Source organism: Sheuella amnicola, from assembly GCF_010499255.1.
Classification (GTDB): domain Bacteria; phylum Pseudomonadota; class Gammaproteobacteria; order Burkholderiales; family Burkholderiaceae_B; genus Zwartia; species Zwartia amnicola.
This window is the reverse complement of record NZ_JAAGRN010000011.1, coordinates 26,104-52,251: the sequence shown is the minus strand read 5'-3', so window position 1 is coordinate 52,251 and position 26,148 is coordinate 26,104. Positions and strand designations below refer to the sequence as shown.

Annotated in this window: 23 protein-coding genes; 10 read left to right on the top strand and 13 right to left on the bottom strand. The window is 51.0% G+C overall.

The annotated features are described in order from the left end of the window. Window positions 1-170 precede the first annotated feature (170 nt). The 3 genes from G3I67_RS13980 to G3I67_RS13970 are packed head-to-tail and all read left to right on the top strand — an operon-like array spanning window position 171 to window position 5,790. Complete coding sequence (locus tag G3I67_RS13980; protein ID WP_163656155.1) at window positions 171-1,580, top strand: efflux transporter outer membrane subunit; 1,410 nt, start codon at window positions 171-173, stop codon at window positions 1,578-1,580. Window positions 1,581-1,582: 2 nt separating this feature from the next. Next, window positions 1,583-2,728, top strand: coding sequence for an efflux RND transporter periplasmic adaptor subunit (locus G3I67_RS13975; protein WP_163656154.1), 1,146 nt, complete (start codon window positions 1,583-1,585; stop codon window positions 2,726-2,728). Next, a complete protein-coding gene (locus tag G3I67_RS13970; RefSeq protein ID WP_163656153.1) occupies window positions 2,725-5,790 on the top strand; it encodes an efflux RND transporter permease subunit in 3,066 nt (1,021 codons plus the stop codon). Before G3I67_RS13975 ends, G3I67_RS13970 begins: the two co-directional genes overlap by 4 nt. On the opposite strand, the gene G3I67_RS13965 is transcribed toward G3I67_RS13970, so the two are convergent. Together G3I67_RS13965 and G3I67_RS13960 are read right to left on the bottom strand one after the other, a co-directional pair. Continuing rightward, window positions 5,780-6,400, bottom strand: a complete 621-nt coding sequence (locus G3I67_RS13965) for a peroxidase-related enzyme (RefSeq protein ID WP_235931944.1) — start codon at window positions 6,398-6,400, stop codon at window positions 5,780-5,782. The two genes, G3I67_RS13970 and G3I67_RS13965, sit on opposite strands and share 11 nt — an antisense overlap. A 41-nt stretch (window positions 6,401-6,441) precedes the next feature. Continuing rightward, a complete protein-coding gene (locus G3I67_RS13960) occupies window positions 6,442-7,068 on the bottom strand; it encodes a flavin reductase family protein (protein WP_163656152.1) in 627 nt (208 codons plus the stop codon). A 52-nt stretch (window positions 7,069-7,120) separates the two neighbouring features. Here G3I67_RS13960 and G3I67_RS13955 point away from each other — a divergent pair, with 52 nt between their 5' ends. From G3I67_RS13955 to G3I67_RS13940, 4 genes are all read left to right on the top strand, one after another. After that, window positions 7,121-8,128, top strand: a complete 1,008-nt coding sequence (locus G3I67_RS13955; protein ID WP_163656151.1) for an NADP-dependent oxidoreductase — start codon at window positions 7,121-7,123, stop codon at window positions 8,126-8,128. A gap of 99 nt (window positions 8,129-8,227) precedes the next feature. Beyond that, window positions 8,228-9,604 carry a hypothetical protein gene (locus G3I67_RS13950; RefSeq protein WP_163656150.1) on the top strand — a complete coding sequence of 459 codons (1,377 nt, stop codon included), beginning with the start codon at window positions 8,228-8,230 and terminating at the stop codon, window positions 9,602-9,604. 99 nt (window positions 9,605-9,703) lie between these two features. Further along, complete coding sequence (locus G3I67_RS13945; RefSeq protein ID WP_163656149.1) at window positions 9,704-11,383, top strand: MBL fold metallo-hydrolase; 1,680 nt, start codon at window positions 9,704-9,706, stop codon at window positions 11,381-11,383. Window positions 11,384-11,438: 55 nt separating this feature from the next. Beyond that, complete coding sequence (locus G3I67_RS13940) at window positions 11,439-12,098, top strand: nitroreductase (RefSeq protein ID WP_163656148.1); 660 nt, start codon at window positions 11,439-11,441, stop codon at window positions 12,096-12,098. 18 nt (window positions 12,099-12,116) lie between these two features. Here G3I67_RS13940 and G3I67_RS13935 read toward each other — a convergent pair whose 3' ends face one another. From G3I67_RS13935 to G3I67_RS13885, 11 genes are all read right to left on the bottom strand, one after another. After that, a complete protein-coding gene (locus G3I67_RS13935; RefSeq protein ID WP_235931942.1) occupies window positions 12,117-12,947 on the bottom strand; it encodes an SDR family NAD(P)-dependent oxidoreductase in 831 nt (276 codons plus the stop codon). Next, the gene (locus tag G3I67_RS13930; RefSeq protein WP_163656198.1) at window positions 12,944-13,672 is read right to left on the bottom strand and encodes an SDR family oxidoreductase; all 729 of its coding nucleotides are present in this window, start codon (window positions 13,670-13,672) and stop codon (window positions 12,944-12,946) included. The genes G3I67_RS13935 and G3I67_RS13930 overlap by 4 nt, the downstream gene beginning before the upstream one ends. Window positions 13,673-13,683: 11 nt before the next feature. Further along, window positions 13,684-15,189, bottom strand: coding sequence for a class I adenylate-forming enzyme family protein (locus G3I67_RS13925; protein WP_163656146.1), 1,506 nt, complete (start codon window positions 15,187-15,189; stop codon window positions 13,684-13,686). A gap of 45 nt (window positions 15,190-15,234) precedes the next feature. After that, window positions 15,235-16,218, bottom strand: coding sequence for a Bug family tripartite tricarboxylate transporter substrate binding protein (locus tag G3I67_RS13920; RefSeq protein WP_163656197.1), 984 nt, complete (start codon window positions 16,216-16,218; stop codon window positions 15,235-15,237). 208 nt (window positions 16,219-16,426) lie between these two features. Beyond that, window positions 16,427-17,599 (bottom strand): iron-containing alcohol dehydrogenase, encoded by a 1,173-nt coding sequence (locus tag G3I67_RS13915; RefSeq protein WP_163656145.1) that lies wholly within the window; start codon window positions 17,597-17,599, stop codon window positions 16,427-16,429. Between the two features lie 52 nt (window positions 17,600-17,651). Beyond that, on the bottom strand, window positions 17,652-18,545 hold the full coding sequence (locus G3I67_RS13910; RefSeq protein ID WP_163656144.1) for an NAD(P)-dependent oxidoreductase: 894 nt from the start codon (window positions 18,543-18,545) through the stop codon (window positions 17,652-17,654). 9 nt (window positions 18,546-18,554) lie between these two features. After that, entirely contained in the window at window positions 18,555-19,820 is a 1,266-nt protein-coding gene (locus tag G3I67_RS13905; protein ID WP_311197131.1) for a TRAP transporter large permease, read from the bottom strand. Between the two features lie 16 nt (window positions 19,821-19,836). After that, window positions 19,837-20,361, bottom strand: a complete 525-nt coding sequence (locus tag G3I67_RS13900) for a TRAP transporter small permease (RefSeq protein WP_163656143.1) — start codon at window positions 20,359-20,361, stop codon at window positions 19,837-19,839. 20 nt (window positions 20,362-20,381) lie between these two features. Further along, on the bottom strand, window positions 20,382-21,368 hold the full coding sequence (locus G3I67_RS13895; RefSeq protein ID WP_163656142.1) for a TRAP transporter substrate-binding protein: 987 nt from the start codon (window positions 21,366-21,368) through the stop codon (window positions 20,382-20,384). A gap of 77 nt (window positions 21,369-21,445) precedes the next feature. Then, window positions 21,446-22,447, bottom strand: a complete 1,002-nt coding sequence (locus G3I67_RS13890) for a transketolase family protein (RefSeq protein WP_163656141.1) — start codon at window positions 22,445-22,447, stop codon at window positions 21,446-21,448. Continuing rightward, window positions 22,444-23,286, bottom strand: a complete 843-nt coding sequence (locus tag G3I67_RS13885; protein WP_163656140.1) for a transketolase — start codon at window positions 23,284-23,286, stop codon at window positions 22,444-22,446. Before G3I67_RS13885 ends, G3I67_RS13890 begins: the two co-directional genes overlap by 4 nt. Window positions 23,287-23,475: 189 nt before the next feature. Here G3I67_RS13885 and G3I67_RS13880 point away from each other — a divergent pair, with 189 nt between their 5' ends. From G3I67_RS13880 to G3I67_RS13870, 3 genes are all read left to right on the top strand, one after another. Further along, complete coding sequence (locus tag G3I67_RS13880; protein ID WP_163656139.1) at window positions 23,476-24,360, top strand: LysR substrate-binding domain-containing protein; 885 nt, start codon at window positions 23,476-23,478, stop codon at window positions 24,358-24,360. 129 nt (window positions 24,361-24,489) lie between these two features. Beyond that, on the top strand, window positions 24,490-25,239 hold the full coding sequence (locus G3I67_RS13875; protein ID WP_163656138.1) for an SDR family NAD(P)-dependent oxidoreductase: 750 nt from the start codon (window positions 24,490-24,492) through the stop codon (window positions 25,237-25,239). Window positions 25,240-25,268: 29 nt separating this feature from the next. Then, a complete protein-coding gene (locus G3I67_RS13870) occupies window positions 25,269-26,144 on the top strand; it encodes a sugar phosphate isomerase/epimerase family protein (RefSeq protein WP_163656137.1) in 876 nt (291 codons plus the stop codon). Window positions 26,145-26,148 lie beyond the last annotated feature (4 nt).

The window sequence follows — 26,148 nt, the reverse complement described above, 5'->3', positions numbered from 1 at the left end:
TACCGATTCTAGCTGAGCGAACTGCCTACGTCACCACAACCTTGCAAGCTTATTTTTCAAATAAGCCTAATTTGAGAATTCCCCTACATATGGAAATGTTTTTTGCGGCGCAACAATGCTTCTGAAACATATATCAAAATGGGGTAAATTAGAGGACGATGAAAAGACGTATGCTTAATAGAATTTTGTTGGCCCTTCCCGTCATCCTTGTCTCAGGCTGCATTGCAGTCGGACCGGATTATGACCGAGTGAACGCCACAAAAGTCCCGAACCAGCCTGACAACTGGCAAGAGTCTCTACCCCATGCCGGAGATGCACGAACGCTCGAGAACTGGTGGGCGCAGTTCGATGATCCGCTTCTCATCGAACTGATCCATACCGCCCAACTCGAAAGCGGGTCACTTGCTGCGGCGACATTAAAAATCGCCCAGGCAAGAGCACTGAACACCGCCGCCATTTCAGCATCACTGCCCACTATCTCAGCTGCGGCAAACGAAAGTCGTGGTACGACGATCCTGGGCGGTCCGATCATCGTCGGCACAACGATTCAGGCACAGGCCCAAGCCAGTTGGGAGATTGATCTGTTCGGAGGGGTTCAGCGCAGACGAGAATCCTCGCTTGCACGGCTGGATGCGGAGATCGCCAACTGGCATGCTGCCAGAATTTCGATTGCCGCCGAGATGGGCAATCTCTACACAAATTTCAGAGGCTGCGAACAACAAATTGCGCTTTTTCAAGCGGATGTTCAGTCTCGGCTGCAAACCGCCACACTAAGTGAAAAATTAGGTGCTGCGGGATTCCAATCCAGCGCAAACGTTGCACTGGCCCGAGCAAGCGCGGCAGAGGGCTCCGCCAGACTGGTGACTCAACGGGCCGAGTGCGATATTGCGATTAAAAGCATGGTGGCTTTAACTGGTATGAAAGAAATCGAGTTGAAACAAAAGCTCGTTGAAAACCAGGCAAAACTACCCAAACCCAAACTAATCAGCGTTGAGCAAATCCCTGCTCAAGTTCTGGCTCAAAGACCGGATATCGCCGCCGCCGAGCGTGAACTGGCATCAGCTAGCGCCGAGATTGGTGTGCGCATTGCCGAGCGATTTCCAAAAATCACATTACTCGGCAATGTTGGTCCCATGAACTTCAATTCAAGTGATTTGACGATCAACGCATCATCCTGGTCATTCGGTCCGACAATTAGTCTGCCGATTTTCGACTCGGGAAAACTCGCAGCGAATGTAGAGACGGCTAGAGTCGCATATCAAACTGCGCAAACAAATTACCGTCAACGCGTTCGTGCAGCCATTAGAGAAGTCGAAGAAGCGCTTGTCAGACTCGACAGCATGGCACAACGGGAACAACAGGCCACAGTAGCCTCCGAAGGATTTCATGAATCACTCGAGGCTGCGCAAGAGCGCTGGAAAAACGGTCTGGCCAGCCAGCTCGAGCTCGAAGAAACTCGTCGACTCTCCTTTAACGCCGACCTGACTCTCGCATCCATAAGACGAGAACATGTCAATGCCTGGATTGCCCTTTACCGTGCGGTTGGCGGTGGTTGGCAATCAATGATTCAGGTCCAATGAAAATGACTAAACAAACCCTATCCGCTTGCGCACGTTCAATTGTCCTTTGCGTCATTTGGGCTATATGTATACGCCCTGCCATTGCAACCGATAAAACCGCCCCCCCCCGAGCGGGGCTTGCCATCACAGTCACACAGCCGCAAACAACCTCCATCCAAATCGGAATCAAGGCTAACGGCAATATTTCAGCATGGCAGGATGCATCGGTAGCCTCTGAAGTGGGAGGATTGCGCCTCGACGAGTTGCTAGTCAATGTTGGCGACACCGTTAAGGGAGGCGAATTGCTCGCTCGTTTTGCCACCGATACTGTCGAAGCGGATTTGGCGGTGATTCGCGCCAGCGAATCCGAGGCCCGCGCCGCTCTTGCCGAGGCCAAAACAAATGCGGCACGTGCAAACAGCCTAAAAAACTCTGGCGCCTTGTCCAGCCAGCAAATCGGGCAATACCTTACCGCCGAATTGACGGCAAAAGCAAAATTGGAAGCAGTACAGGCGCAAATCAAAGTCTTGGAGCTCCGGTTGAAAAAAACCCAAGTCCTTGCGCCGGATGATGGTGAAATCATATCCAGACAAGCCACGCTGGGCGCGGTTATTCCGATCGGAACCGAATTATTCAGAATCTTGCGCCAAAGCAGGCTCGAATGGCGTGCCGAAGTAACCTCAGAAGAGCTAGGCAAGATTAAACCCGGGATGAAAGCCCGGGTTGTACCAGCGAGCCTTACTCCCGGACAAGAGCCTCTGGTCGGTACTGTACGCATCATCGGACCCACTCTTGACCAGCAAACTAGAACCGCAATTGTCTATGTTGATCTACCGAAACAAACAACCAACGGGCCGGTAATTCGCGCCGGCATGTTCGCCAGGGGCGAATTTCTTACGGGCGATACAACCGGCTTGACCTTGCCGCAGGAATCGATCGTCACAAGAGATGGATTCACGTATGTGTTCAAAGTGGATACAAACAGAAAAGTTGATCAAATCAAAGTTGAAATCGGCCAACGAATCGGCAATCGCGTCGAGATTTTGAATGGCGTGACAAGCAATGACACTATCGCAGAGTCGGGCGCAGGATTTTTAGCAGATGGCGACGTAGTGACCGTGGTCGAACCGACTCCGGCGGATCAGCGACAAAAAGGAACAAGAAATTGAATTTCTCATCCTTTTCGATCAAGCACCCGATTCCTGCAATCCTGCTATTCATACTGTTGACTATTGCGGGGCTCTTGTCTTTTCGTGCTCTGAGCATTCAAGATTTTCCGGACATTGAACTGCCGACCGTTACAGTTGAGGCCAACCTTCCGGGGGCCGCGCCATCTACGCTCGAAACCGAGGTCGCTCGAAAAATCGAAAACTCGATCGCGACGCTTCAGGGAATCAAGAATCTCCACACCCGAATTTTGGAAGGCAGCGTCATTATCACTGTCGAGTTCGTTCTCGAAAAAGATACGATGGAAGCAGTCAACGATGTCAGGGATGCCGTGACGCGCGTTCGTGCCGACATGCCCGCCGACCTCCGGGATCCGAGCGTGCTTCGAGCGACCACCGCGGGCAGGCCTCTCATGACTTTTGCCGTCGCATCGGACAGATTGGACGAGGAGGCACTATCCTGGTTTATAGACAACACCGTGAGTAAACGTCTGCTTGCGATCAATGGTGTCGGAAAAATCAAACGGATGGGTGGACTGAGCCGCGAGGTTAGCGTCGAACTGGACCCATTACGCATGGCTGCATTGAACGTGTCAGCAGCTGAAGTTTCGAAAAGGCTACGTCAAATACAGCAAGAAGCTCCAGGTGGCCGTGGCGATGTGGGTGGCGCCGAACAATCTGTTCGCACGATCGCTACAGTTCAAACTGCGGCTGAAATCGGCAAGCTTGATATTTCGCTGTCTGATGGAAGAAGGATTCGACTAGAGCAAATCGCGACTATCCGCGACACCACTGCCGAGCGTCGATCTATGGCGCACGCCAACGGAAAACCTGTTGTTGCTTTTGAAGTCATGCGCAGCAAAGGCGCAGACGAGGTGACAGTCGCAAATAAAGTTCGAGCTGCGCTGGATACTCTCCAAAAGGAACGACCTGAGATACAAATGACCCAGGAGGTCAATAACGTTGCCGCGACCGAGGAAAACTTCGACGGCTCAATGAAATTGCTTTATGAGGGCGCCATTCTTGCCGTGATCGTCGTATGGATCTTCCTGCGCGACTGGCGCGCGACGGTTGTGTCAGCCGCGGCGCTACCTCTGTCTGTGATTCCGACATTTTTAGGTATTTATTTGTTCGGCTACACACTGAACATGGTGACCCTGCTGTCACTTGCCCTTGTTGTGGGCATTCTTGTCGATGATGCGATCGTCGAGGTCGAAAATATAGAGCGGCATCTAAACATGGGTAAAACGCCCTTTCAGGCTGCCATGGATGCCGCGGACGAAATCGGCATGGCCGTCATAGCGACTACCTTTGCACTGGTGTCAGTCTTTCTTCCCACTGCGTTCATGTCCGGCGTACCCGGAAAATTTTTCAAGCAATTCGGCTGGACTGCTGTCATTGCCATTCTTGCATCCCTCGTCGTCGCCCGACTCTTGACTCCGATGATGTCGGCCTATTTGCTTAAACCATCCAAATCGAATGCTTCGCACGTCAAGCAAGACGGGTGGATCATGCGCAATTATTTACTCGCGGTCCGTTGGTGCTTGTCGCACAGGCTTACAACGCTGATTCTTGCCACGCTATTTTTTATTGGCTCCATCGCGTTGGTTCCACTATTACCGAAAGGGTTCGTCCCTCCCGCAGATCGCGGTCAAACACTAGTGAACATTGAAAAAACTCCCGGTTCTACGCTTGCCGATACTTTGCTAGCCACCGAACGCGTGCGCGCCAAACTCGAAACGATGCCTGAAGTCGAAAGAACATTCAGTTCGGTGGGAGCCGGTGTTTCAGGTGACGTCTTTTCCGGGGGAGCTGCCGCCGAGGTCAGAAAGGCCACGATTACGGTCATGCTGACGCATCGCTCAAACCGCAAGCAAACACAACAGGAAGTCGAAACAAAGATTCGCGAATTGCTGGCTGATGAACCCGGTGTGCGCATCACTGTCGGTCCCCAGGCTACCGGGGTCAAAATGCAAATCGTTCTTCAAAGCGAAGATCCCAATGCGCTGACACTTGCTGCCCGCGCGGTAGAACGGGATTTGAGATCCCTATCCGGAATCGGTAATGTTTTATCGGGCGCAAGCTTGATTCGCCCGGAAATCATCGTCAAACCCGATTTTGCACGCGCCGCGGATCTTGGGGTCACTGCGCAATCGATCGCTGAAACATTGCGTATCGCAACAGCAGGTGATTACGACATCGGGTTGCCTAAATTGAATTTATCGGAAAGACAAGTCCCGATTCGAGTCAAGCTTCCAGACAGCAGTCGAGTCGATCTTGACTCTCTCGAACGTCTGACGGTTCCCGGGCGAAACGGACCTGTCATGCTTGGCAATGTCGCAACGATCAAAATAGATAGTGGCCCTGCTCAAATCAACCGATTGAATAGAAGCAGAAACATCACGATCGATGTTGAACTCGGGGAACGTCAACTGGGAGAGGTCTTCGCAGAGGCGCTTAAACTACCCAGTCTCAAAAATCTACCTGCTGGAGTCAAACGTACAGAGTTAGGCGATGCTCAGGAGATGCAGGCATTATTCGCCAGCTTCGGGATTGCGATGTCGATCGGCCTGCTTTGCATTTACATGGTGCTTGTATTGTTGTTTCATGACTTTGTTCAACCGATCACGATTCTTGGCGCTTTACCGCTATCGATCGGTGGAGCCTTTGTGGCGTTGCTCCTGACCGGTAAAAGCTTTTCGATGCCATCACTGATCGGCTTGTTGATGCTGATGGGCATCGTGACAAAAAACTCGATTCTGCTCGTCGAATATGCGATTGTGGCACGGCGAAACGGCATGGACAGACTCGAAGCGATTATCGATGCATGTCATAAACGTGCGCGTCCGATCATCATGACAACAATCGCAATGACCGCAGGCATGCTTCCGATTGCCATTGGACTTGGTTCAGACCCAAGCTTCAGATCCCCCATGTCAATCGCGGTGATTGGCGGGCTCATTACTTCCACACTTCTGAGCTTATTAGTGATACCCGCCTTTTACACCTATACAGATGACGCAGAACACGCCATCAAAAAACTAACTAAGCGCTTTACTTTTTAGGCAGTCGACCTAACAGATAAAACTCATCGTTGGGTCGCATAGAAATTGTATTGGCGATTCGATTCGACATACCGAAGAATGCGGTGATCGATGTGATGTCCCAGATATCTTCATCGTCAAAACCGTGACCGCGAAGTGTCTCGTAATCGACTTCTCCGATCGACTGCGAGTCCAGACAAACCTTGATCGCAAAATCCAGCATCGCTTTCTGTCTGGGAGTGATATCCGCCTTGTGGTGGTTGATCGCGACTTGATCGGCTATATGGGGATTTTTTGCGTAAATGCGCAAGATCGCACCGTGCGCCATGACGCAATATAGGCAATTGTTTTTCGCACTTGTCGCGGTTACGATCATTTCGCGGTCGGCTTTGGTGAGACTACCGGTCTCCTTGACCATCAATGCGTCATGGTAGGCAAAAAACGCACGAAACTCTTCCGGCCGTCTGGACAACGTCAGAAATACGTTGGGCACAAAGCCGGACTTTTCCTGAACCAGAAGTATTTTTTCGCGTATATCCTCGGGCACATCAGCCAAATCGGGAATAGCAAATCGCGAAACTTGCCTGGAATTTGTTTCCTGCCGGTTCATGTCTTTGGCTGCTGGATTCATTTTTGCCTGCCTTTAGGGTTTCGGTTCTTGAGTGGGCCTACTTATTTTTGAACATACTCTTTGGGGCGAATCATTTCGAACAGTTGATTCACTTCCACATAATCACCACGGTAGCCACATCTTCCGAGAGGGCGTGCAGCCGCAGTATCGAATATTCCATTTTTCAGGTATTGATCATCGATATGCACACCAACCACTTCTCCAAGCGTCAACCAGCTGTTGATCTTTTCGCCTTTGGCATTGCTGAGCTGCAAGGTATAGATCAGCTTACATTCCAGCGCGGCGATGGCTCTGGCGACCCTAGGCACTTTAACAATCGTCGAGGCAGCCGACTCCAGACCGGCCAACTTCATTTCATCGACACCCGGCGCGACTGATGCGGAAGTCAAATTCATCTCTTGAGCAAGATCGGCACTACAAAAATTAGCGACAAACTCCCCCGTCGCATCGATATTATTCACGCTGTCTTTTCGTTCACCACTGGTGCAAAAACCAATTACGGGAGGATTTTCGACAAATGCGTTGAAGAAACTGTAGGGGGCGAGATTAACCCGCCCTTGCTCATCCATGCTGGAAATCCAACCGATCGGTCGAGGCGAAACAATTGCCTTGAAAGGATTGTGCGGCAAACCATGCCCTTTGGATGGTTCGTAGAAATAATCGCTCATAGCTGCTCCTTTGTTGTATTGTCTTCATGATTCATTGAATGTAACCAATATTATGACCTCGACATCCAATCGCCAAATCATTCTTGCAAGTCGCCCGTCCGGCTGGGTATCCCCGGACAATTTCAAATTGATCGAGTCCCCCATTCCAACGCCCGGCCCGGATCAAGTCTTGATCAAAAATCTCTGGCTTTCACTTGATCCGTATATGCGCAGCCGCATTTCCGACGCAAAATCCTATGCCCAGGGCGTCAATCCCGGACAACTCATGGTCGGCGGAACAGTCGGTGAAGTCATACTCTCGAACTCAAGCCAATTCAAAGTTGGAGACATTGTTTTGGCGGCTAACGGATGGCAACTTTACACTGCGACCAACCCATCAGCGATAACCAAAATCGACACAAGCAAAATCAGTTCCACTGCCTATCTTGGCGTATTGGGCATGCCGGGTATCACTGCTTGGCGAGGCTTGATGGAAATCTGCGAACCCAAACCCGGAGAAACCGTTGTGGTCGACGCAGCCTCCGGAGCCGTTGGGTCGGTTGTGGGGCAACTGGCAAAAGCGTTGGGCTGTCGGGTTGTAGGCATTGCAGGCGGATCGGCAAAATGCGCCTACGTTGTCAACGAACTGGGATTTGATGCCTGCGTCGATCACCGCTCGCCTACTTTTGTCCAGGATCTCAACGCTGAGCTTCCCCGTGGAATCGATTGCCTGTTCGAAAACGTTGGGGGCCCGATTTTCGAGCAACTGCTCACCCTGATGAATCCGTTTTCCCGTATCGCTTTGTGCGGAATGGTGTCCGAATTCAACAAACCACCGCATGCCCACAAAACATTGCGCTCAATTCTGGTCAATCGTATCAAGCTGCAAGGATTTATTGTTTCCGATCGCATGGATCATTGGGCTGATATTCGAACCAAACTGTCCGAACTAGTGCTCAGCGGCAAATTAAAATTTCGCGAATCTATTGTGCACGGACTGGAAAACGCTCCAGCCGCGCTCGTCGGTCTGCTCAAGGGGGAAAACTTCGGCAAGCAGCTCGTCAAACTCACAGACGATTAATATCAAATATATTTTAAGCTAAGCAATATTTACATCGTAGTAGTGCGATAATCAAAGTTTGAAATCGTTTTACATCAAACCAACCGAGGCTTTTCGTTCATGGCACAACAACTTGATTTGCTGAAAATCGCCCAAGAAGAACAAAACGGCGATCTCTTCAAGCTGCTCGACAGTATTTACAAACGCTCAGCAGTTAAACCTGCAGGTAGCCCCGACGCAATCATCTGGGAAGGCGGCAACGCCACTGGTGATGTAAAGCCGGTTGCTCACGCGTTCACCGATATGTTCGCACTGAACGGCACATTGATGGCACTTGACGTGCTGGGTCTGCCTTTCCTGGGCGTCCCGATGATGGCTCAGTTTCGCCATGACACCAAGTTGGCCTCGCTGGAATGGTTCGGCAAGCTTGACTACACGGCACTGAAGTGGTCGACAGCCGGTGACTTCATGGTCAACGAAGGTGGCAAAAAAGTAGTCGTAAACGGCAAGTCCGCCAACGCACCGCTGCGCACTGCTGCTGGTGTTTACTGTAACGTCCGTCCCTATGGCGGCATCACCAGCATTCGTTTCATGCCCGGTTTGCCATACTCGCAGGACAAGAAGAAATTCAAGGTTGATGCCGAAACCGGTATCATCCATTCCGAAATGAACACACCGGGCGTACGCATGGCTTATGCCGCACGCCTGTTCCTGAAAATGGTTCACGAAACCGGCCAGATCGGACGTGTCGCCACCAAACCAACCCAGGCTCAGGAAGATGCGATTAATGCCGGCATCATGCGCTGGTTGCTTCAGGGCACAAAATTCACTCTCAAGCGCAAATACACTGTCGATGCATACGAAGAGCATCGTGCCAGCGTAGACGCCATCGTTGCCCTCTTGCCTAAGGACTTCAAAGCCGGCATGGAAAACTGGGGTGGTGATATCTACGAACACATTTCGGACACAAACTTCGGTCTGTTGTTGCACGACATGATCCGCCAGCGCAAGTGCATCGTTTACGCAACCGACCTGGATGGCGACCGCCTGACAGACTTGATGGCTGATGCCCCCGATGTCTTGCGCGACTGGGGCCAGATCGTTCTGGACAAGGTTGGCGCCAAGGTCGACATGAAAAAGCTCTGGACCGAAATGGGCTTCACCATGACCAACGGCAAAGACATGACCAGTGTCATGTACCGTGTACATGGCGCTCCTATTTACGAACAAACTCTCGGTTCGGCCGATGCGATGTTGCTGCGTCTGCTGGATGGCGATGAAACCGTTGGCGGCGAAAAGCAACCATATGATCCACGCATTCACTTCGTTCTGATCAACGAAGCTTACAAGGCGGCCAACCCGGACAACAAGAAATTGCACGACTGGCTGGATGCGCAACTGGCGATCTTCGACAAGATCTACGGTGACAAGCGTCCTCGCTATATCGATGGCTACAAGCTTCTGAAAGAGGCGATCAAGCCCTGGGGTTCTGCCTGATCCTTGTATGCCCGATAATAAAGCTGCGCAATCAAATATTGCGCAGCTTTTTTTTTAATCCATTCATTCGAGACCATTTTTCAGCATATAGAGATCGCCTTGCAAAACTCGCATCAAACTCCTAAACCGGCGGCAACCGTCATTCTCGCGCGTGATACCGAAAATGGACTTGAAGTCTTTATGATGAAGCGCACGACCAATGTCGCTTTCGCCAAAGGCATGCACGTGTTTCCGGGCGGAAGCGTGGATGAGTCGGATCACAGCGAAGAGATGCATGCGCTATGCCATGGGCTTGATGACACTCTGGCAAGCAGGCAACTCGGCATTGAAAAAGGTGGCCTATCTTATTGGGTGGCGGCGGTAAGGGAATGCTTCGAAGAAGCCGGCCTTTTTCTGGGCTATGCTTCCGGCCTTCACTCTTTCGAGCATACAGAGTCCAAAACCGACCGACTCGCAATGCATAGGGCCGCGTTAGCCGAAAACGAATTAAGCTTTGTGCAGATGTTGCAGGTTGAAAACCTAAAGGTCGCGGCTGATCAATTGATTTATTACAGTCATTGGGTAACCCAACCCGGACGACCACGTCGCTACGATACGCGTTTTTTTGTCGCGCAAGCGCCTTCTGGGCAGATTGCCATGCACGACAACTCTGAAACAGTTGCCCACTTATGGGTAAGACCCTCTGAAGCACTGGATCTTCATAAGAGGGGCGAACTGGACCTGATGTTCCCAACCATCAAAACACTTGAAAGCATGACGCACTTTCACCGCGTGCAGGATCTATTGGCTTATGCCAGATCCAAACCGCAAATACCTCTGATGGCACCAAGATCGTCAGTAGCAAAGGACGGATCGATTCGATTATTGATTCCAAGCGACTATGCTTTTGCCGAAGTTGCCAAACTCGACCCGGATGACAAGGGTACCGCCAAATCTGATATTGAGCCTGGGCATCCCGTCAAACTGGCCACTGACATATGGCGACTGACTGCTCCGAATCCGGGCATGATGACTGGACCGGGGACAAATACATATTTGATCGGGAACTCAAAGTCAGGCATTGCAGTGATCGACCCCGGTCCGGCTCTGGACGAGCATATAGAGGCGATTCTTCAACTGGCCGAAGGTCCGATCAAATGGATACTCTGCACACATACCCATCGAGACCATTCTCCTGCCGCCAAAATCCTGAAGTCAATGACCGGTGCGCAATTGATCGGTATGTCCGCGCCGATGCATGCAGGCCAAGATCAGGAATTTGTGCCGGACCTTACACCCAGACATCGCGAGGTACTTCAAATCGCAGGGACCCATCTACGCGCAATACATACTCCGGGTCACGCATCGAATCATTTCTGCTACTTGCACGAAATCGAAAAAATCATGTTTACCGGCGACCACATCATGCAAGGCTCGACGGTAGTGATCAACCCCCCAGACGGCGATATGCAGGTATATCTCGAGTCGCTGAAAATGATCGCGAATGAATCGATGGAGTACTTGGCTCCTGGTCATGGTTTTTTGATCGGCAAGCCGGTTGAAGCGATAGAAAGGTTGTTAATTCATCGACTGGATCGCGAAAACAAAGTTATTTCGGCACTAAAGGGCTCAAACCAGCCGCAAAGCATCGAGCAACTTGTCGCAATGGTCTACCAGGACACCCCCCCGCAGCGTCATGCTATGGCGATGCGATCGTTGCTTGCCCACTTGCTCAAACTAAAGCACGAAGGACGGACGATCCAAAATCCGGACGGCTGGATCCTGACCGCAGGAAATTGATTCAAATCTTTTTAATCGTTAAGTATTGATCCGATAACATCAAGCTGGAGGCACCATGAAATTAATCGAAGGTCTGGAAACACGCACAAGTATTCGCGGATTCAAGCCCACGCCGGTATCAAAAGAAACAATAAAGAAAATTTTGCATGCGGCTAGCCGAAGCCCTTCATATACGAACTCCCAGCCATGGGAGGTCGCGGTCGTCACCGGGGCTAAGCGCGATGAGCTTTCTAAAATTCTTTACGACCTGGCCGCCAGCGGCGCAAAAAGCAATGCAGATGTGCCGGCACCGAAATCATGGCCCGAGGCAATAGATAGTCGCACCAAGGTGCATGGTGCAAAAAGATTCGAAGCACTTGGAGTTGGGCGCGATGACACAGCGCGACGCAACGAATTACGCTTGCAGAACTTTAAATTTTTCGATGCACCCTGTGCGATGTTTATTTTTATGGACAAATCCCTCGGTCCATGGTCAACGATGGACATGGGAATTTTTATTCACGGCCTAACACTGGCCGCGCACGGACTTGGGCTTGGTACCTGCTTGCAAGCATCGCTCGCCAATTATCCGGACGCTGTTAGATCTGCCCTGAATATTCCGGATAATTTGCAACTTGTCGTCGGGATGTCGCTTGGATACCCTGACCACGATGCAGATCTGAACAAATATAAAAGTACCAGAGTGGACGTGGATTCTTTTACGCGCTGGTATTGATCGGGAAGTGTGGCTTGGTCATGAATACTTTCCGATCAAGCCGCCATCCACAACAATTTCGGTTCCATTGATGTAAGAAGCATCGGAAGAAGCCAGAAAAGTCGCCACAGTCGCGATTTCCCAAGGTGTACCCATTCTGCCCATCGGCACTTGTTTGTCTCGCGCTTGCCGCAACTTTTCAACATCTTCGCTTGCCGTTGAACTGGCCAAGCGCCGCACGCGGGGCGTATCGATCAGGCCGGGCACGATGGTGTTGGCGCGAATGCCTTGACAAGCGTATTGTTGCGCCAGCATCCGAATGAATTGAATCACAGCTGCTTTGGTGACGTTATAGGCCAGATGTGGAAAACCAAGATAGCGCATCCCGGCAACAGACGACACGCCGATTACGCTTCCACCGCCTTGTTTGACCATTAAAGGCAGAATCAATTTTGAGGCGATCAGAATACTTTCAACGTTGATCTTTTGAACACGCTCCCAATCCTCAAGTGAAGTCTCTTCAGGTCCGCCCACCTTACCTACACCGGCATTGATTTGCAGAATATCAATTCGGCCAAAATCGGCAACAACTGCATTCACGGCTTTTTGCATGGCCTCAAAGTTCGAGATATCCGCCTCATAAGCTATGGCCTGACCACCAAGCTTTCTGACTTCGTCGACACTTTCCTGCGCGGCTGACATATGCAAGTCCAGAGCGGCAACCTTAGCACCGGACTGGGCCATGGCGATACAACTTGCCTTTCCGATACTCATCCCCGGTGCGCTAGAACCGGCTCCCAGAATCAAAGCGACTTGCCCTGCGAGCCTTTCATCTTTTTTGACAGGCACTGAAAAATCAAAATCGCTCATGCTACGTTTCCAAGGCCGACAGTCATGCCGCCGCATACATACAAAACCTGTCCGGTGATGAACCCGGCCCGATCATCCAGTAAAGAGGCTACGGCATGGGCAATATCTTCGGGTTGCCCCATGCGTTTGACGGGAATCGCTTCGACAATTCTTTTCGTCTTTGGTGCGTCTGGCGGATTACCCGAAGTAAACAATTCGGTCGCAATCGGACCAGGACCAACAGCATTGACTGTCACGCCATGGCTGGCAGTCTCTAAAGCCCAAGTTCTGGTCATGCCAAGCAATCCGGCTTTGGTGGCCGAATAAACCGTTCGGTCTTCCTTGCCAAGAGCGGCACGGCTGGAAATATTCACGATTCGACCGAAGCCGGCTTGCTTCATCAAGGGCAATAATGCCTGCATCACGAGCAAGGGCGCACGCAAATTCAAAGCACACACTGCTTCGAAATCGGCAACGGTTGCATCCTCAAGCGCCGCTTGCCGAATAAATCCGGCGTTATTCACGGCGCGGGTCACGTTCACTTCGCCAGTGATTTTTCTCAGTATCGCCCGGGTAGCCTCTGCATCCATCAGATCGACCTGATAAAGCGCTTCACCCTCCAACAACGCTGCCGGAGCGATTTTATCCAGATTGATTACCCGGTAACCGTCGTCCAGACAGCGCTTAACGATGGCCCTTCCGATTCCACGGCTGCCTCCGGTTACCAAAACATAGGGGTGGTTCATTACTTTATCGCTCATGATTTACTAATCGCTTCTCTAATCGCGGTCTTAAGCACCTTGCCGACCGAGGACCGCGGAAGTTGATCCAGAAAATGAATTTTCTTTGGCGTGTGCACAGAGCCCAATAGTTGCTTGATGTGAGCCTTGAGAGAGTCTTCGTCACATACCACGCCAACCTGCAATTGCACAGCGGCATGAACGGCCTCGCCCCATTTTTCATCGGGCACACCAAAGACGGCGCACTCATAAACAGCTGGGTGTTGGGACAATACGTTTTCAACATCCGTCGGATAAATATTGAATCCGCCCGTAATGATCACATCACGAATCCGATCTTTCAAAAATAGATACCCTCGGTCATCGATCAGTCCGACATCCCCCGTATGCAGCCAACCATCGACAATAGTCTCTGCGGTCTTTTCAGGCAGACGCCAATAGCCTTTCATGACCAAATGGCCGCGCACCACCACCTCGCCAAGACTTCCATCCGGTAGCAGCCGACCATCCGGGGACATAATTCCGACATCCGAAAGCCAGGTACAGCGACCGACCGACCCGCTGTTGCGAGGGTCTTTGAATCCACTCGGGCGCATCATTGTGACAATTTGCGGAGCTTCTGTTTGACCATATGTTGTACCAACCACATCGCCGAAAAAAGCCCGCAGTTGATCGACCTTTTCGGTTGGCATGGGCGCGCCACCATAAATCAGATTTCGTAATTTCGGAAAATCTGCAGGCGAAACGCCCGGTTCTGCCATCACCATGTAAATCAGGGTTGGAGGCATAAAACTCATTGTGCCTCCTTCCTCGCGAAATGCTCTTATGACTGAAGCCGGATCCGTTTTATCGAGAAACAGCAACTTGGCCCCTTCGGCCAATAAGGGCAAAATATAAGTGGAAGTCCCGTGCGTCACAGGCGCAGTGACCACGAAACAATCATCCGAAGTAATTTGCCAACCACTGACCTGATTGATAATTCCCGCCGTCCATGCACGGTAGGGTTGCATCACACCCTTGGGTAAACCAGTGGTACCGCCGGTAAATTTGATTGCCTGAACGCCCTCTTCCCCAGCTTCATTAGCGGCAGGTAATTGGCCTGCGTATCTGGTTAACAACTGGTCGACATGCAAATCCCTATCATCCCCTGCCTGATCCAAACGAAGCCAAGTTGCGGAGCAAGAACCAACCAATTCCGAACCTTTCGCATCCGTGATGACGATTGTCGGTTCAATCGTATCCAGAATCCTGGCAATCTCGGACTGCGTGCTGCGAGCATTCAATGGCACCCACACCTTACCTGCAGCCAGCACCGCCAATATGGCAGCGGCATGCTGTACCGAATTCGCTGCGCAGATTGCCACGCGAGATTGTGGCTCCGGATCGACAGCTTGCATCGCCGCGGCGAATGCATTGACATGGCTTGAAAGTTGCCGATATGTCAAAGTCAACCCGGAGCTTTGCAAGGCGATATTGTCCGGATACAGCTTTGCAGCCCGAAAAAAGAAATCGATTGGATACACCTGAAAACCTTCTTGAATTGTTCGAAATGCTATTGCGACAGTGGATTAATCCACCTTGATATTGGCCTTTTTAACGACTTTGGCCCAACGTTCGACTTCACTCAACACGAATGCATTAAAAGAAGCCGGTGTATTGGGCTTTTCCGGTTCGATATAACCCGCATCGAAGTAAGCCTCCTTGATTTCCTTGGTGGCCAAAGCCTGATTAACTAACGCGTTGATCTTTGCGACAACATCTGCGGGCGTACCGGACGGGGCCATGATCGCAAACCAGGAGTTCACAGAAAAACCAGTCAAGCCTAACTCGGCAAGTGTTGGCAACTCGGGCGCAAAAGGCAGCCGTACTGCATTGGTCACACCAAGCGCGCGCAACTTACCGCTGCGAATTTGATTGACCGATGCAGGGAAATTATCAAACATCGAATCAACCTGTCCTCCCACCAGATCAGTGACCGCAGGTCCGCTTCCTTTGTAGGGAACATGCAAAATATCCGTTCCGGTTTCCATTTTGAACAGCTCGCATGACAAATGAACGGAAGATCCGCTTCCCGAGGATGCACAACTAAGTTTGCCCGGATTCGCTTTTGCAAAAGCGATATATTCGGACACCGTTTTGGCCGGGACATTCGGGTTAACCACCAAAACATTGGGCACAGAAGCCAGCATACCGACCATGGTGAAATCTTTAAGCAGGTCGTAGTTCAGCTTGGTATAAAGCGATCGGTTGATCGTATTGGCAATAGAGCCGACCATCAGCGTATAACCGTCCGGTTTTGATCGTGCCACCTGTTCTGCCGCGATGTTGCTGTTAGCACCGGGTTTATTTTCGACGATGAATGTCTGCTTGGTCTGCTCGGTCAAAACCTTGGCCATCAATCTTGCCACTCGATCCGTTGCACCACCGGGGGCATATCCCACAACAAGGGTCACCGGCTTATCTGGATAATTTGTCGACTGTGCAAACGCAAGAGAGTTAGTGAAAGCCAGTATCAGTGCGCCAATGGCATGGACGGGGTTGATGCGTCGCATCATAGTTGTCTCCTAGACCGGGAAAATAATGAAAACACATGTCCGCTTGAAAACGGATCTTTTTTGAAAGATTTGTATGACCATCAGATTACACGAAAATTTCAGGATCTTTTAAGGTCGACTTTATTTTTGGATCCCACAATATGAAAAACCACCTTTGAAAGGTGGTTTTCCGCTTCAAAAGACAGAGCACAACATCTGATGTTTTTTATTTTGGCTCATTTACAGGTGAAAATGCTTGCTCCAATATTCCAAGCAAGCCTTCAATCGTCACCTCCCTTGGGTTCGGCAATACCTGTCTGGTGTTAGTCATGCCATCACGCGCCATTAACTCGATTCCCTCACGTGGCACGCCAAGCTCATCCACATAACGTGGAATCCCGATGTCTGCAGATAACGACTCGACAGCGCGAACCGCTGCCTCAGCGGCATCACGCAAACTCAATCCGTCGACCGGCTCACCCATGGCTCGAGCAATCTGCGCAAATCGCTCTAACGAAGCGATCATATTGAATCGCATGACATGCGGTAATAACACGGCATTTGCGATGCCATGCGCAATGCCATATAACCCACCCATCGGCATCGCTAATCCATGCACCATGCCTGTAGCTGCGCTACCAAAAGCAAGTCCCGCATAGAGACTTCCGGTCAGTACATGCTCGCGCGCATCAATATCCGACCCTTGATGAACTGCCGTACGCAAGTGACGCGAGATCAGCTTGATTGCCTCAATAGCAAAATAATCAGTCAAGGGCTGGGCAAATTTTGAAACATACGCCTCGATCGCGTGAGTCAACGCATCCATTCCGGTGGCAGCAGTGATGAATCCGGGCAACCCGACCGTCAATTCAGGGTCAAGCATCGCCGTATCAGCCATTAAAAAACGACTGACGATCCCCTTTTTGGTTTTCAGGGACTTCAGGCTCAGCACGGCGACATTCGTCACCTCGCTTCCGGTTCCCGCAGTGGTCGGGATAAATATCTTGGGCAATCCAGGCAACGGGACTTTTTCAATTCCAAGATAATCTTCCGTTTTGCCGCCATTGGTTGCGATGATCGATGCGCATTTGGCAGTATCGATCGGACTTCCACCTCCCAAGCCAATCAAGAGATCAATTTTTTTCTCGACAACGACACGAGCACAAGCATCTACACTTTCGACGCTTGGATCCGATTCGACATCCGAATAGACAAACACCTCGCAACCTACAATCGAAGCGGCCACGGCATCGGGGATGCCTGTCTTGACCAAACCTGTATCGGTGACGATCATCACCCGACGACCTCTTAGTCGGGCGACCTCATCTGATAGCGTTGCGATGCAGCCTCGTCCTTGAACAAGTCTGTTGATGTTGTTGAATACACGGCTAGGCTGCATGATTCCCAAGTTCGTCCAAGGTATTCGGACGCTTTTTATTTATTCGAAATAGTTATTTTTTGTAATTGTTGATGACTGCGGCATCATCCAATCGCCCCATTCCATGTCCGCTTGCCTCTATAAACTGCAGGAAAGCGGCATGAGCCATCGGGGCCGCAAAAGTGCTTTGACGCGCTGCGTCCAGAACCAATCCCAGATCCTTAACGAAAATATCGACAGCGGATAAAACATCATCATATTTCTCGGTCACCATGCGCGGGCCGCGATCACCTAGCATCCAGGAAGATGCAGCGCCGCTTTTGAGGATTTCCAAGGTAGTTTCCATGGGAAGACCATTTTCCCGTGCCATCGCAAGCGCTTCAGCCGCAGCAGCAATGTGTACACCACACAGCAACTGATTGATTACCTTCATCTGGCTGCCTTTTCCATGCTCGGTGCCAAGAAAGAACAATCTCGCACCGAATGTGGACAACACGGGTTTGACGCGTTCGAAAATCGCCTCTTCACCTGCAACCATCACTGTAAGCGTGCCTTTTTCGGCACCAACTTTTCCGCCAGTCACCGGGGAGTCGATCAAATGAATCTTCTTCTCAGCCAAGCGTGCGCCAAGCTCTTTCACATACTGGGGGGGCAATGTGCTACAGGCAATGAAAACCGAATCAGGCCGCATGACCGCAGCCAAACCATTTTCGCCAAAGAGAACTTCCTCCGTCTGCTTATCGTTGACAACGAAGCTGACGATGACTTGGCACATATCAGCCATCTCACGCGCTTGCTGACCTGAACTCCCACCGACGGATTCGAGCCATTTCAAAGCATCGGGGTTGACGTCACGACCGACAACCGCAAATCCTTTGGCTAATAGGTTTTGTGCAATTCCGCGCCCCATGGCGCCTAAGCCGATCAATCCGACAGAAGTCTTGGCAGTGCCCGATACATTTTGCATTTCAGCTCTCTACATTCGCAAAGTCATCGCCGGTACGAAGCTAAACAGCATCAGAATACCAATGGCGACGAAATAAAAAGGAATCAGTTCGATGACAACCTTGCCCATCTTCACCTTGGCAATAGAGCTGGTGATGAATAGTGTGGTCCCCACAGGAGGATGATACAGGCCAATCGAAAGGTTGATGATCATCATAATCCCGAGTTGAACCGTGTCCATGCCAATCGCATCTGCCAACGGAACAAACATCGGCGTCAACAACAGCACGGCGGCGGGCAAATCAATGAACATGCCAACCGCAAGCATAATCACGTTCATTGCAAGAATAATCATCCAGGGATGACCGAGCGAGTTCTGGGCAAATTCGACAAAAGTCGCGGGTAATTGCTCGAATGTAAGAATCCAGCCAATAACACTTGAAGCCATAATAATCAGCATCACAACCGATGTGGCCAAGCCGGCATCGATAATGGAATGCTTAAGGCGGGCAAGCGTCAAATCGCGGTAGATCGTCAACGAAACGATCAGGGCGTACAAGGTGGACATCACGCTGACTTCAGTCGGCGTCGCAATGCCAAATCGCAAAAAGATGATGATCAGAATCGGCAATGCCAACGCTGGCATGGAATAAAAGAGTTGTGCATTGAAACTTTTCCAATTGAAAGGGGTGTTATCTCTTGGAAAATTGCGACGTCGGCCTTGGATATAGCAAACCAGCATGAAGCCTACGCACATGATGATACCCGGCAAAATACCGGCAACGAACAAGGCGCCGATCGATGCGTTCGAAACCAGAGAATAGATAATCATCGGAATCGAGGGCGGAATCAAAATATCGATCGTCGCGGCTGCTGCTAATGTACCGGCGGAAAATGCCGAGGGATACCCTAGCTTTTTTAACCATGGAATCAACAAAGAACCAATTGCCGAAGCATCCGCAACTGCGGAGCCGGAAACGCCACCGAAAATCGTCGACGAAAGTACGCCAACCTGAGCAGGACCGCCATGAAACCTTCCCATCAGCGTGGTCAACAAATCGATCAAGTGCTGCCCAAGCTTTCCGCCGACCATCAGTGAGCCAGTCAACATGAAAAATGGAATCGCGATCAGAGGAAAGCTCTGGGTCTGCGTCACCAGCTGCGTGACGATGAATTCAACTCCAAGACGATCCGAAGGAAGCAAACCAAGCTCGGCGCCGACGATCAGTGCGTGCGCAATCGGTAGGCCCAGCAAGGCAAGCGCGAGGAATGCGACAAAAGTAATAGTTGATAGCACGATTTATCCTTTAGTCTCAAACCGCTTCAGAAATATTCATCGCAGGAGGCGCAGGTGCTTTTGAAACGAACAACCTCGCCATCTGGGTAAGCGATGTGACAACAAGAAAGACAAATGCAATCAGCATGCATGAATAAGTGACGGAAGAAGGCACTTTCAAAACCTGTGTTCTTTCGTCGCTGACAATTGGCATAAGCGTATATGTGCCCCACGCCAACGCGCTATACGCTGCGACCAAAATTGCGCAATTCAAAACGGCAACTACTTTGCGCATCGAATCGGTTAATTTGTCGACGAACCATGAAATGGCGATGTGCGAGCCATGCTGAGCAGCCAGCACCACTCCCGCCATCACCAGCCAGGGGAATATCAATTCAGGGATTTCACCCGCCGAACTCAAGCTATTTCCAAGCAAGTAACGCAAAAACACGTTGATCGTCAGCACCAGAAAAAGCACAACAGTCGTCGCATACAAAACGATCCGACAGATTTTTTGGATGACTGTATCGATGACATCGCAAGTTTTAAGCAATACGTTCATAGGGTGAAATCCTGGCTGAATTAATTACCGCGCGCCTGCTTGGCAGCGTCAACCACTTGCTTGACAAACTTGCCTTGAGGGCCTGCGATCCACTTGTCGGTGACCGAAGCGGTCGCGGCATTGAACGGAGCGAGGTCCGGACGATTGATCGCCACACCCTTGGCTTTCAATTCACCCTCCAGCTTGTTATCCGACTCCAATGACAGTTGACGGTTGTACTTGGTCGCCTCCGCTGCCGCTTCGCGAATCATCTTGCGATCAGCTTCCGACATTTTGTCGTAAGTCCGCTTCGACATGACAAAAGGAGTCATCTCGTATTTGTGCGCAGTCATCGAAATGTTTTTCTGGACTTCGTACAACTTTGACGACCAAATGTTCATCAACGGATTTTCCTGTCCATTTACGACACCCTGCTGCAAAGCGACATACAGTTCAGAAAACTTGATCTGCTCAGGCTCGCCACCAAGCGCCTTGATGATGTCGATCGTCACGGCATCGGGCGGTGTGCGGATTTTCAATCCTTTCAAGTCGGCAGGAGCATTGATCGGCCGGGTATTGTTAGAGATATGACGGATGCCATTATCCCAATATCCCAGAACAACCATGCCTTTGCCTTCGGTGGCTTTCGCCAGTTCGGCTCCAACCGGGCCATCGAGAACCTTCCATGCGGTGGGCAAATTCGGGAACAGGAACGGCATGCCAAAAGCGGCATATTCGGGAACAACGGTCGATATAGAGCCTTGCGAGTTCGCGGCAAAATCCACGCTACCGTTACGCAACGAAGTCAGGATCGGCACATCGTCGCCAAGCTGAGCGGCCGGCGCGACCTGAACGACATATTTGCCGTTGCTTTTCTGATTGACCAGTTCGGCAAACTTCACCGAGGCTTCGTGTTTAGGATTGCCGACGGCGGCATTGTGGCCCAACGTCAGTTTGGTTTGCGCTTGCGCACCCCATGCTGCTAGAACCAATGACGTCAGGGCAACGGATTTGCTGAAGGATTTCATTCTTTGTCTCCTCGGTTGAAATAAATAATCCAGTTTGTTTGAAAACTAGAACCTACGATGCACATAAAACACGCGCATCAAAGCTTGCTCTTGATGAAAGTGACGATCGATGCAGTCGAAATTCCGTAACGATCATGCAAGGTTGGTAATGCGCCCGCATCCAAAAAGCGATCAGGCAATCCGATTTGATGAAACTCAGGGCTGATGCGCGCACGCATGAGCGCCCCGGCGACTGCCTCGCCAAGCCCACCGATTACCGAATGATTTTCGGCAACAATGACCATCCGTCCGGAGCGAGACGCCTCGCGCAAAATTGTGTCCGTATCCAGTGGCTTGATTGTCGGGACATGCAAGACAGCCACTTCGGCGGCGCCTCCGGCCATTTCATTGGCGACTTCCAGCGCTCGCATCGTCATGATGCCGCTGGAAATAATCAACACATCCTTTCCGTCACGCAGCATCTTGGCGCGACCAATCTCGAACTTATAGTCGTATTCATCCAGAACCAGAGGCACTTGGCCTCTGAGCAAACGCATATAGACCGGGCCTTTGTGTTCGATCGCCGCGGGTACCATTTGCTCGACATCCAATGCATCGCATGGATCGATGATCGTCAAATTGGGGATGCCGCGCATCATCGCGATATCTTCTGTCGCCTGGTGACTCGGTCCATAACCGGAAGTCAGTCCGGGCAACGCGCAAGCCAACTTGACGTTCAAATTCTCTTCCGCGATCACTTGATGAACAAAATCATATGCGCGTCGAGATGCGAACACCGCATACGTCGTGGCAAACGGAATGAACCCTTCCTTGGCCATTCCCCCTGCAGCCCCCATCAACAATTGCTCTGCCATTCCCATCTGGAAGAACCGATCGGGATACGCTTGGGCGAACAGATGCAAGTCGGTGTATTTCGCAAGATCAGCGGTCATTCCGACGACTTCAGGGCGATCTGCGGCATACTCCACAAGCGCTTTGCCAAAAGGCGCTGCGCGCACGCGCTGACCTTCACTGGCAATGGACGCAATCATCGCAGAAGTGGTCAAACGTGGTTTGACAGTTTTTTGATCTGCGCTCATTTCGAAACTCCCTGATTTGCGGCATCCAGAATCGAAATGGCACTTTGCCATTCGCCTGCATCCACTCTAATAAAGTGATTCTTTTCCCGCTGCTCCAGAAAAGGAACGCCCTTACCCATCAAGGTATCGAACAAAATCACGCGAGGCTGATTCACCTTGGTTTGCCTAGCCTCGTCAAAAGCATTCAGTACCGCCTTGATATCGTTGCCATCCACGCGCTGAACATGCCAACCAAAAGCCAGCCATTTGTCTGCAATCGGTTCGAAACGCAGTATCTGGTTCGAATTTCCATCCGCTTGCTGATTATTGATATCAACCAGCACGATCAGGTTCGACAAATTATGATGGGCAGCAGACATGGCTGCCTCCCAAGTCGAACCTTCATCAAGCTCGCCGTCGGACATGGAGTTGTAAATGAACGCCGGATTACGCTTCTGACGCAAACCCAACGCCATCCCCACTCCGATACTCAACCCTTGTCCAAGCGATCCGCCGGAAATCTCCATCCCGGGGGTATAGGTCGCCATGCCTGACATCGGGAGACGGCTATCATCGCAGCCATAAGTCTCCAACTCCTCTTCGTCGATAATGCCGGCCTCGATTAAGGCGGCATAATGGGCGATGGCATAGTGACCATGCGACAAAAGAAAGCGGTCACGCCCTTCCCAATGCGGATCCTTGGGCTCGAATCGCATGGCGTGGCCATATGCAACGGCCAGAATATCAGCCATGCCAAGCGCTTGACCGATATAGCCCTGCCCTTGCACTTCACCCATCCTTAAGGCAAAGCGACGGATGCGATAAGCGCGCGCCTTGAGCGATTCAATCAATTCAGTCATAGGTTGGAATAAATATCTGTTTTAGAGTGAGATAAATCAGGAAGACGATCAATTCTTAGACACAGGAAAAACCCTCTGCCCGTCTCCAATTGATTTTTTGAATTTCCAGCATTATTGTGAGATGCAGTGAAGTCGACAAGGCGGTATGGTTCAACTTTATTTGAAAAAAATTATTATTCGGGTTTACCCATGCGTCTGCCACCTTTTAAAAGTATCCTTGCCCTGGAGGTCGTTGCCAGACTAGGCAGCATTAGCAAAGCGGCCGAAGAATTGAATCTGACGGTATCTGCAGTCAGCCATCAGATTACGAATCTTGAGACCTTTGTCGGTTGTACATTGTTCGAAAGATCACACTCGGGGCTACGACTGACGCCCGCGGGAGCCCGTTTCCAACGCGAAATTTCCGGAGCGCTGGATGTCATTGCCAACGCAGCCCAACAAGCGCGATCAGCTGAAACTGTCGAAGTGCTTCGATTGCACTCCAGTCCCTCTTTTGCCTCGGTCTGGCTGATGCCCCGATTATCGGCTTTTCGGGCTTTGCACCCGGACATTCGCGTACAACTTTCATCCTCGCACCTTGAATCGGACTTCACCCGAGCTGAAATCGATGTCGATATCCGTTATGGTCTGGCCCATTGGCCAAGCCTTCATGTCGAAAGCCTGTTTCCGGAGGAAATCATCCCTCTGATCAGCCCCGCACTGAAAAGCAATCTCTCAATAGAAACTCCGGAAGACCTGCTCAAAGAGGATCTGATATTTTCGGATGTGAATATTGTTCAATGGCCACGATGGTTCGCAGCCCACGGGGTTCCAAACACGCCAAGTCGCTATGCATTGAGTTTCGATCGGGCCTACATGGTGATTGAAGCCGCTGTCCAAGGCCTGGGAATCGCCCTTGATAGCAGTAAGATGGCCGAGGGGGCGATCAAGCGCGGGGAACTTGTTCCTGTTTTTCCGGATCGCAAGCCTATTACAGTTCATGCGCATCACATCGTTTATCCCAAACAACACAGCCAATGGCCTAGAGTCGTGCGCTTCACTGAGTGGCTGAAAAACGAAGCCAGGCAGGGTTAACACTTAGTTCCGTTTTATTTTCCCCGTCATTGAAAATTATTCAACGGGAGTTGAGCTTTTCTGCATTGCACGCCGTTTTAAAAAAATCAACAATCTGCCCCTTATTCATCACAGAGTGGAGCAGACAAAATGCTGTTAAAGAACAAGGTTGCCCTGGTGACCGGCGGTGCTGGTTTAAATGGTCTTGGTTTTGCCAGTGCGCGCATGATGGCTGCGAACGGCGCACGAGTCATCATCATGGACCTGGAAGCGGCTGATCCTGCCGCGGCCGCCGCACGCCTCGGTCCAGAGCACATAGGCGTTGTCGGCGATGTCACCAAAAAAGCCTCAGTCGAAAAGGCCGTAGCCGAAGCGCTCGCTAAAACGGGACGCATTGATGTACTGCTGAATAATGCCGGCATTACCCAACCTCGCAGAACGCTAGACATTACCGAAGAAGATTACGACGCTGTGCTTGATGTCAACCTGCGCGGTACGCTGCTTGTATCGCAAGCTGTATTGCCCGGCATGATCAAACAGGGTAGCGGATCAATTATCTGCATTTCTTCGGTTTCCGCGCAACGTGGTGGCGGCATTCTGGGCGGCCCACACTACTCTGCAGCCAAAGGTGGCATCCTAGGCTTGGCTCGCGCCATCGCGCGTGATTATGGCGGCAACGGTGTTCGCGTGAATTGCGTCACCCCCGGTCTGATTGCAACCGACATTAACAAGGGAAAAATCCCTGCAGACCGCCATCAAGCCATCCTCGATGGTATTCCATTGGGTCGCATTGGAGAGCCTGACGATGTCGCAGGCTGCGTGACTTTCCTGGCTAGCGATCTGTCGAAATACTGCACCGGCATCACGCTGGACTGCAATGGTGGAATGCTCATCCACTAAATCTCGATCTGCATTTTTAAAGGCATTTTATGCACCCCATTCTTTCGTCCGCCATCAGAGATAACGCTGGAGAGCGTATTGTTTCGATTTCCGGCGCACCTTATGACGGTTACAGTTTTCCGGCCATGCTGGAAAGCCTGAAAAAAATCGGTGCAACTCACGTAGAACCCGCTTTCATCGTCGGCTACACGGAACCGTTCGATGAAAGCACTTTCACTGAAAAAAATGCCACTCAATACGCCACATGGTTGAAAGATCACGGCATCAGCTGCTTTGCTTTCTCTTCGCACATCGATCTCGGCCGGGAAGATGCAATTGAAGTGTTTAAGGGCAGAATGGATTTCGCTCGGCGCATCGGCGCTCGCGTAATCAATACCAACGCTTCCGCACGTGCGACTGAAAATCGATTTTATGAAAACATCGCAGTTCTGGCGGCTCATGCAGACGAACTGGACATGCTGATCGGGTTGGAAAATCCGGGCGATGGATCGGACAATCTTCTCAACACAGCGGCAGATGCCGAGCAACTTCTTGCTCAAATTAATCATCCGCGCGTCGGCCTGAACTACGATGCAGGCAACACGATTTCACATCGTCCATCAGTCGATCCGACCCAAGACGCACTAGACGCAATGCAGCACTGCTTGCACACGCATATTAAAAACGTTCAAGTCCGACCCGAAGGTTATTTCTTTTCACCCTTAAACGCTGGTGTTGCCGATTGCGCAGCGATTGTGCAAGCAGTTAAACCCACGAATTTGTCGCTTTCGATTGAAATGCCGTTGCGATTGCACCGCAAATCCGATTCCAAACCGAATCGGTCTGCCGAGCGTGTTCCGCTTGAAACGATCGAGTCGGCCCTGAAATACGCCATGCAATTTGTTTCTCAGCAACTTGGCCAATAATTCC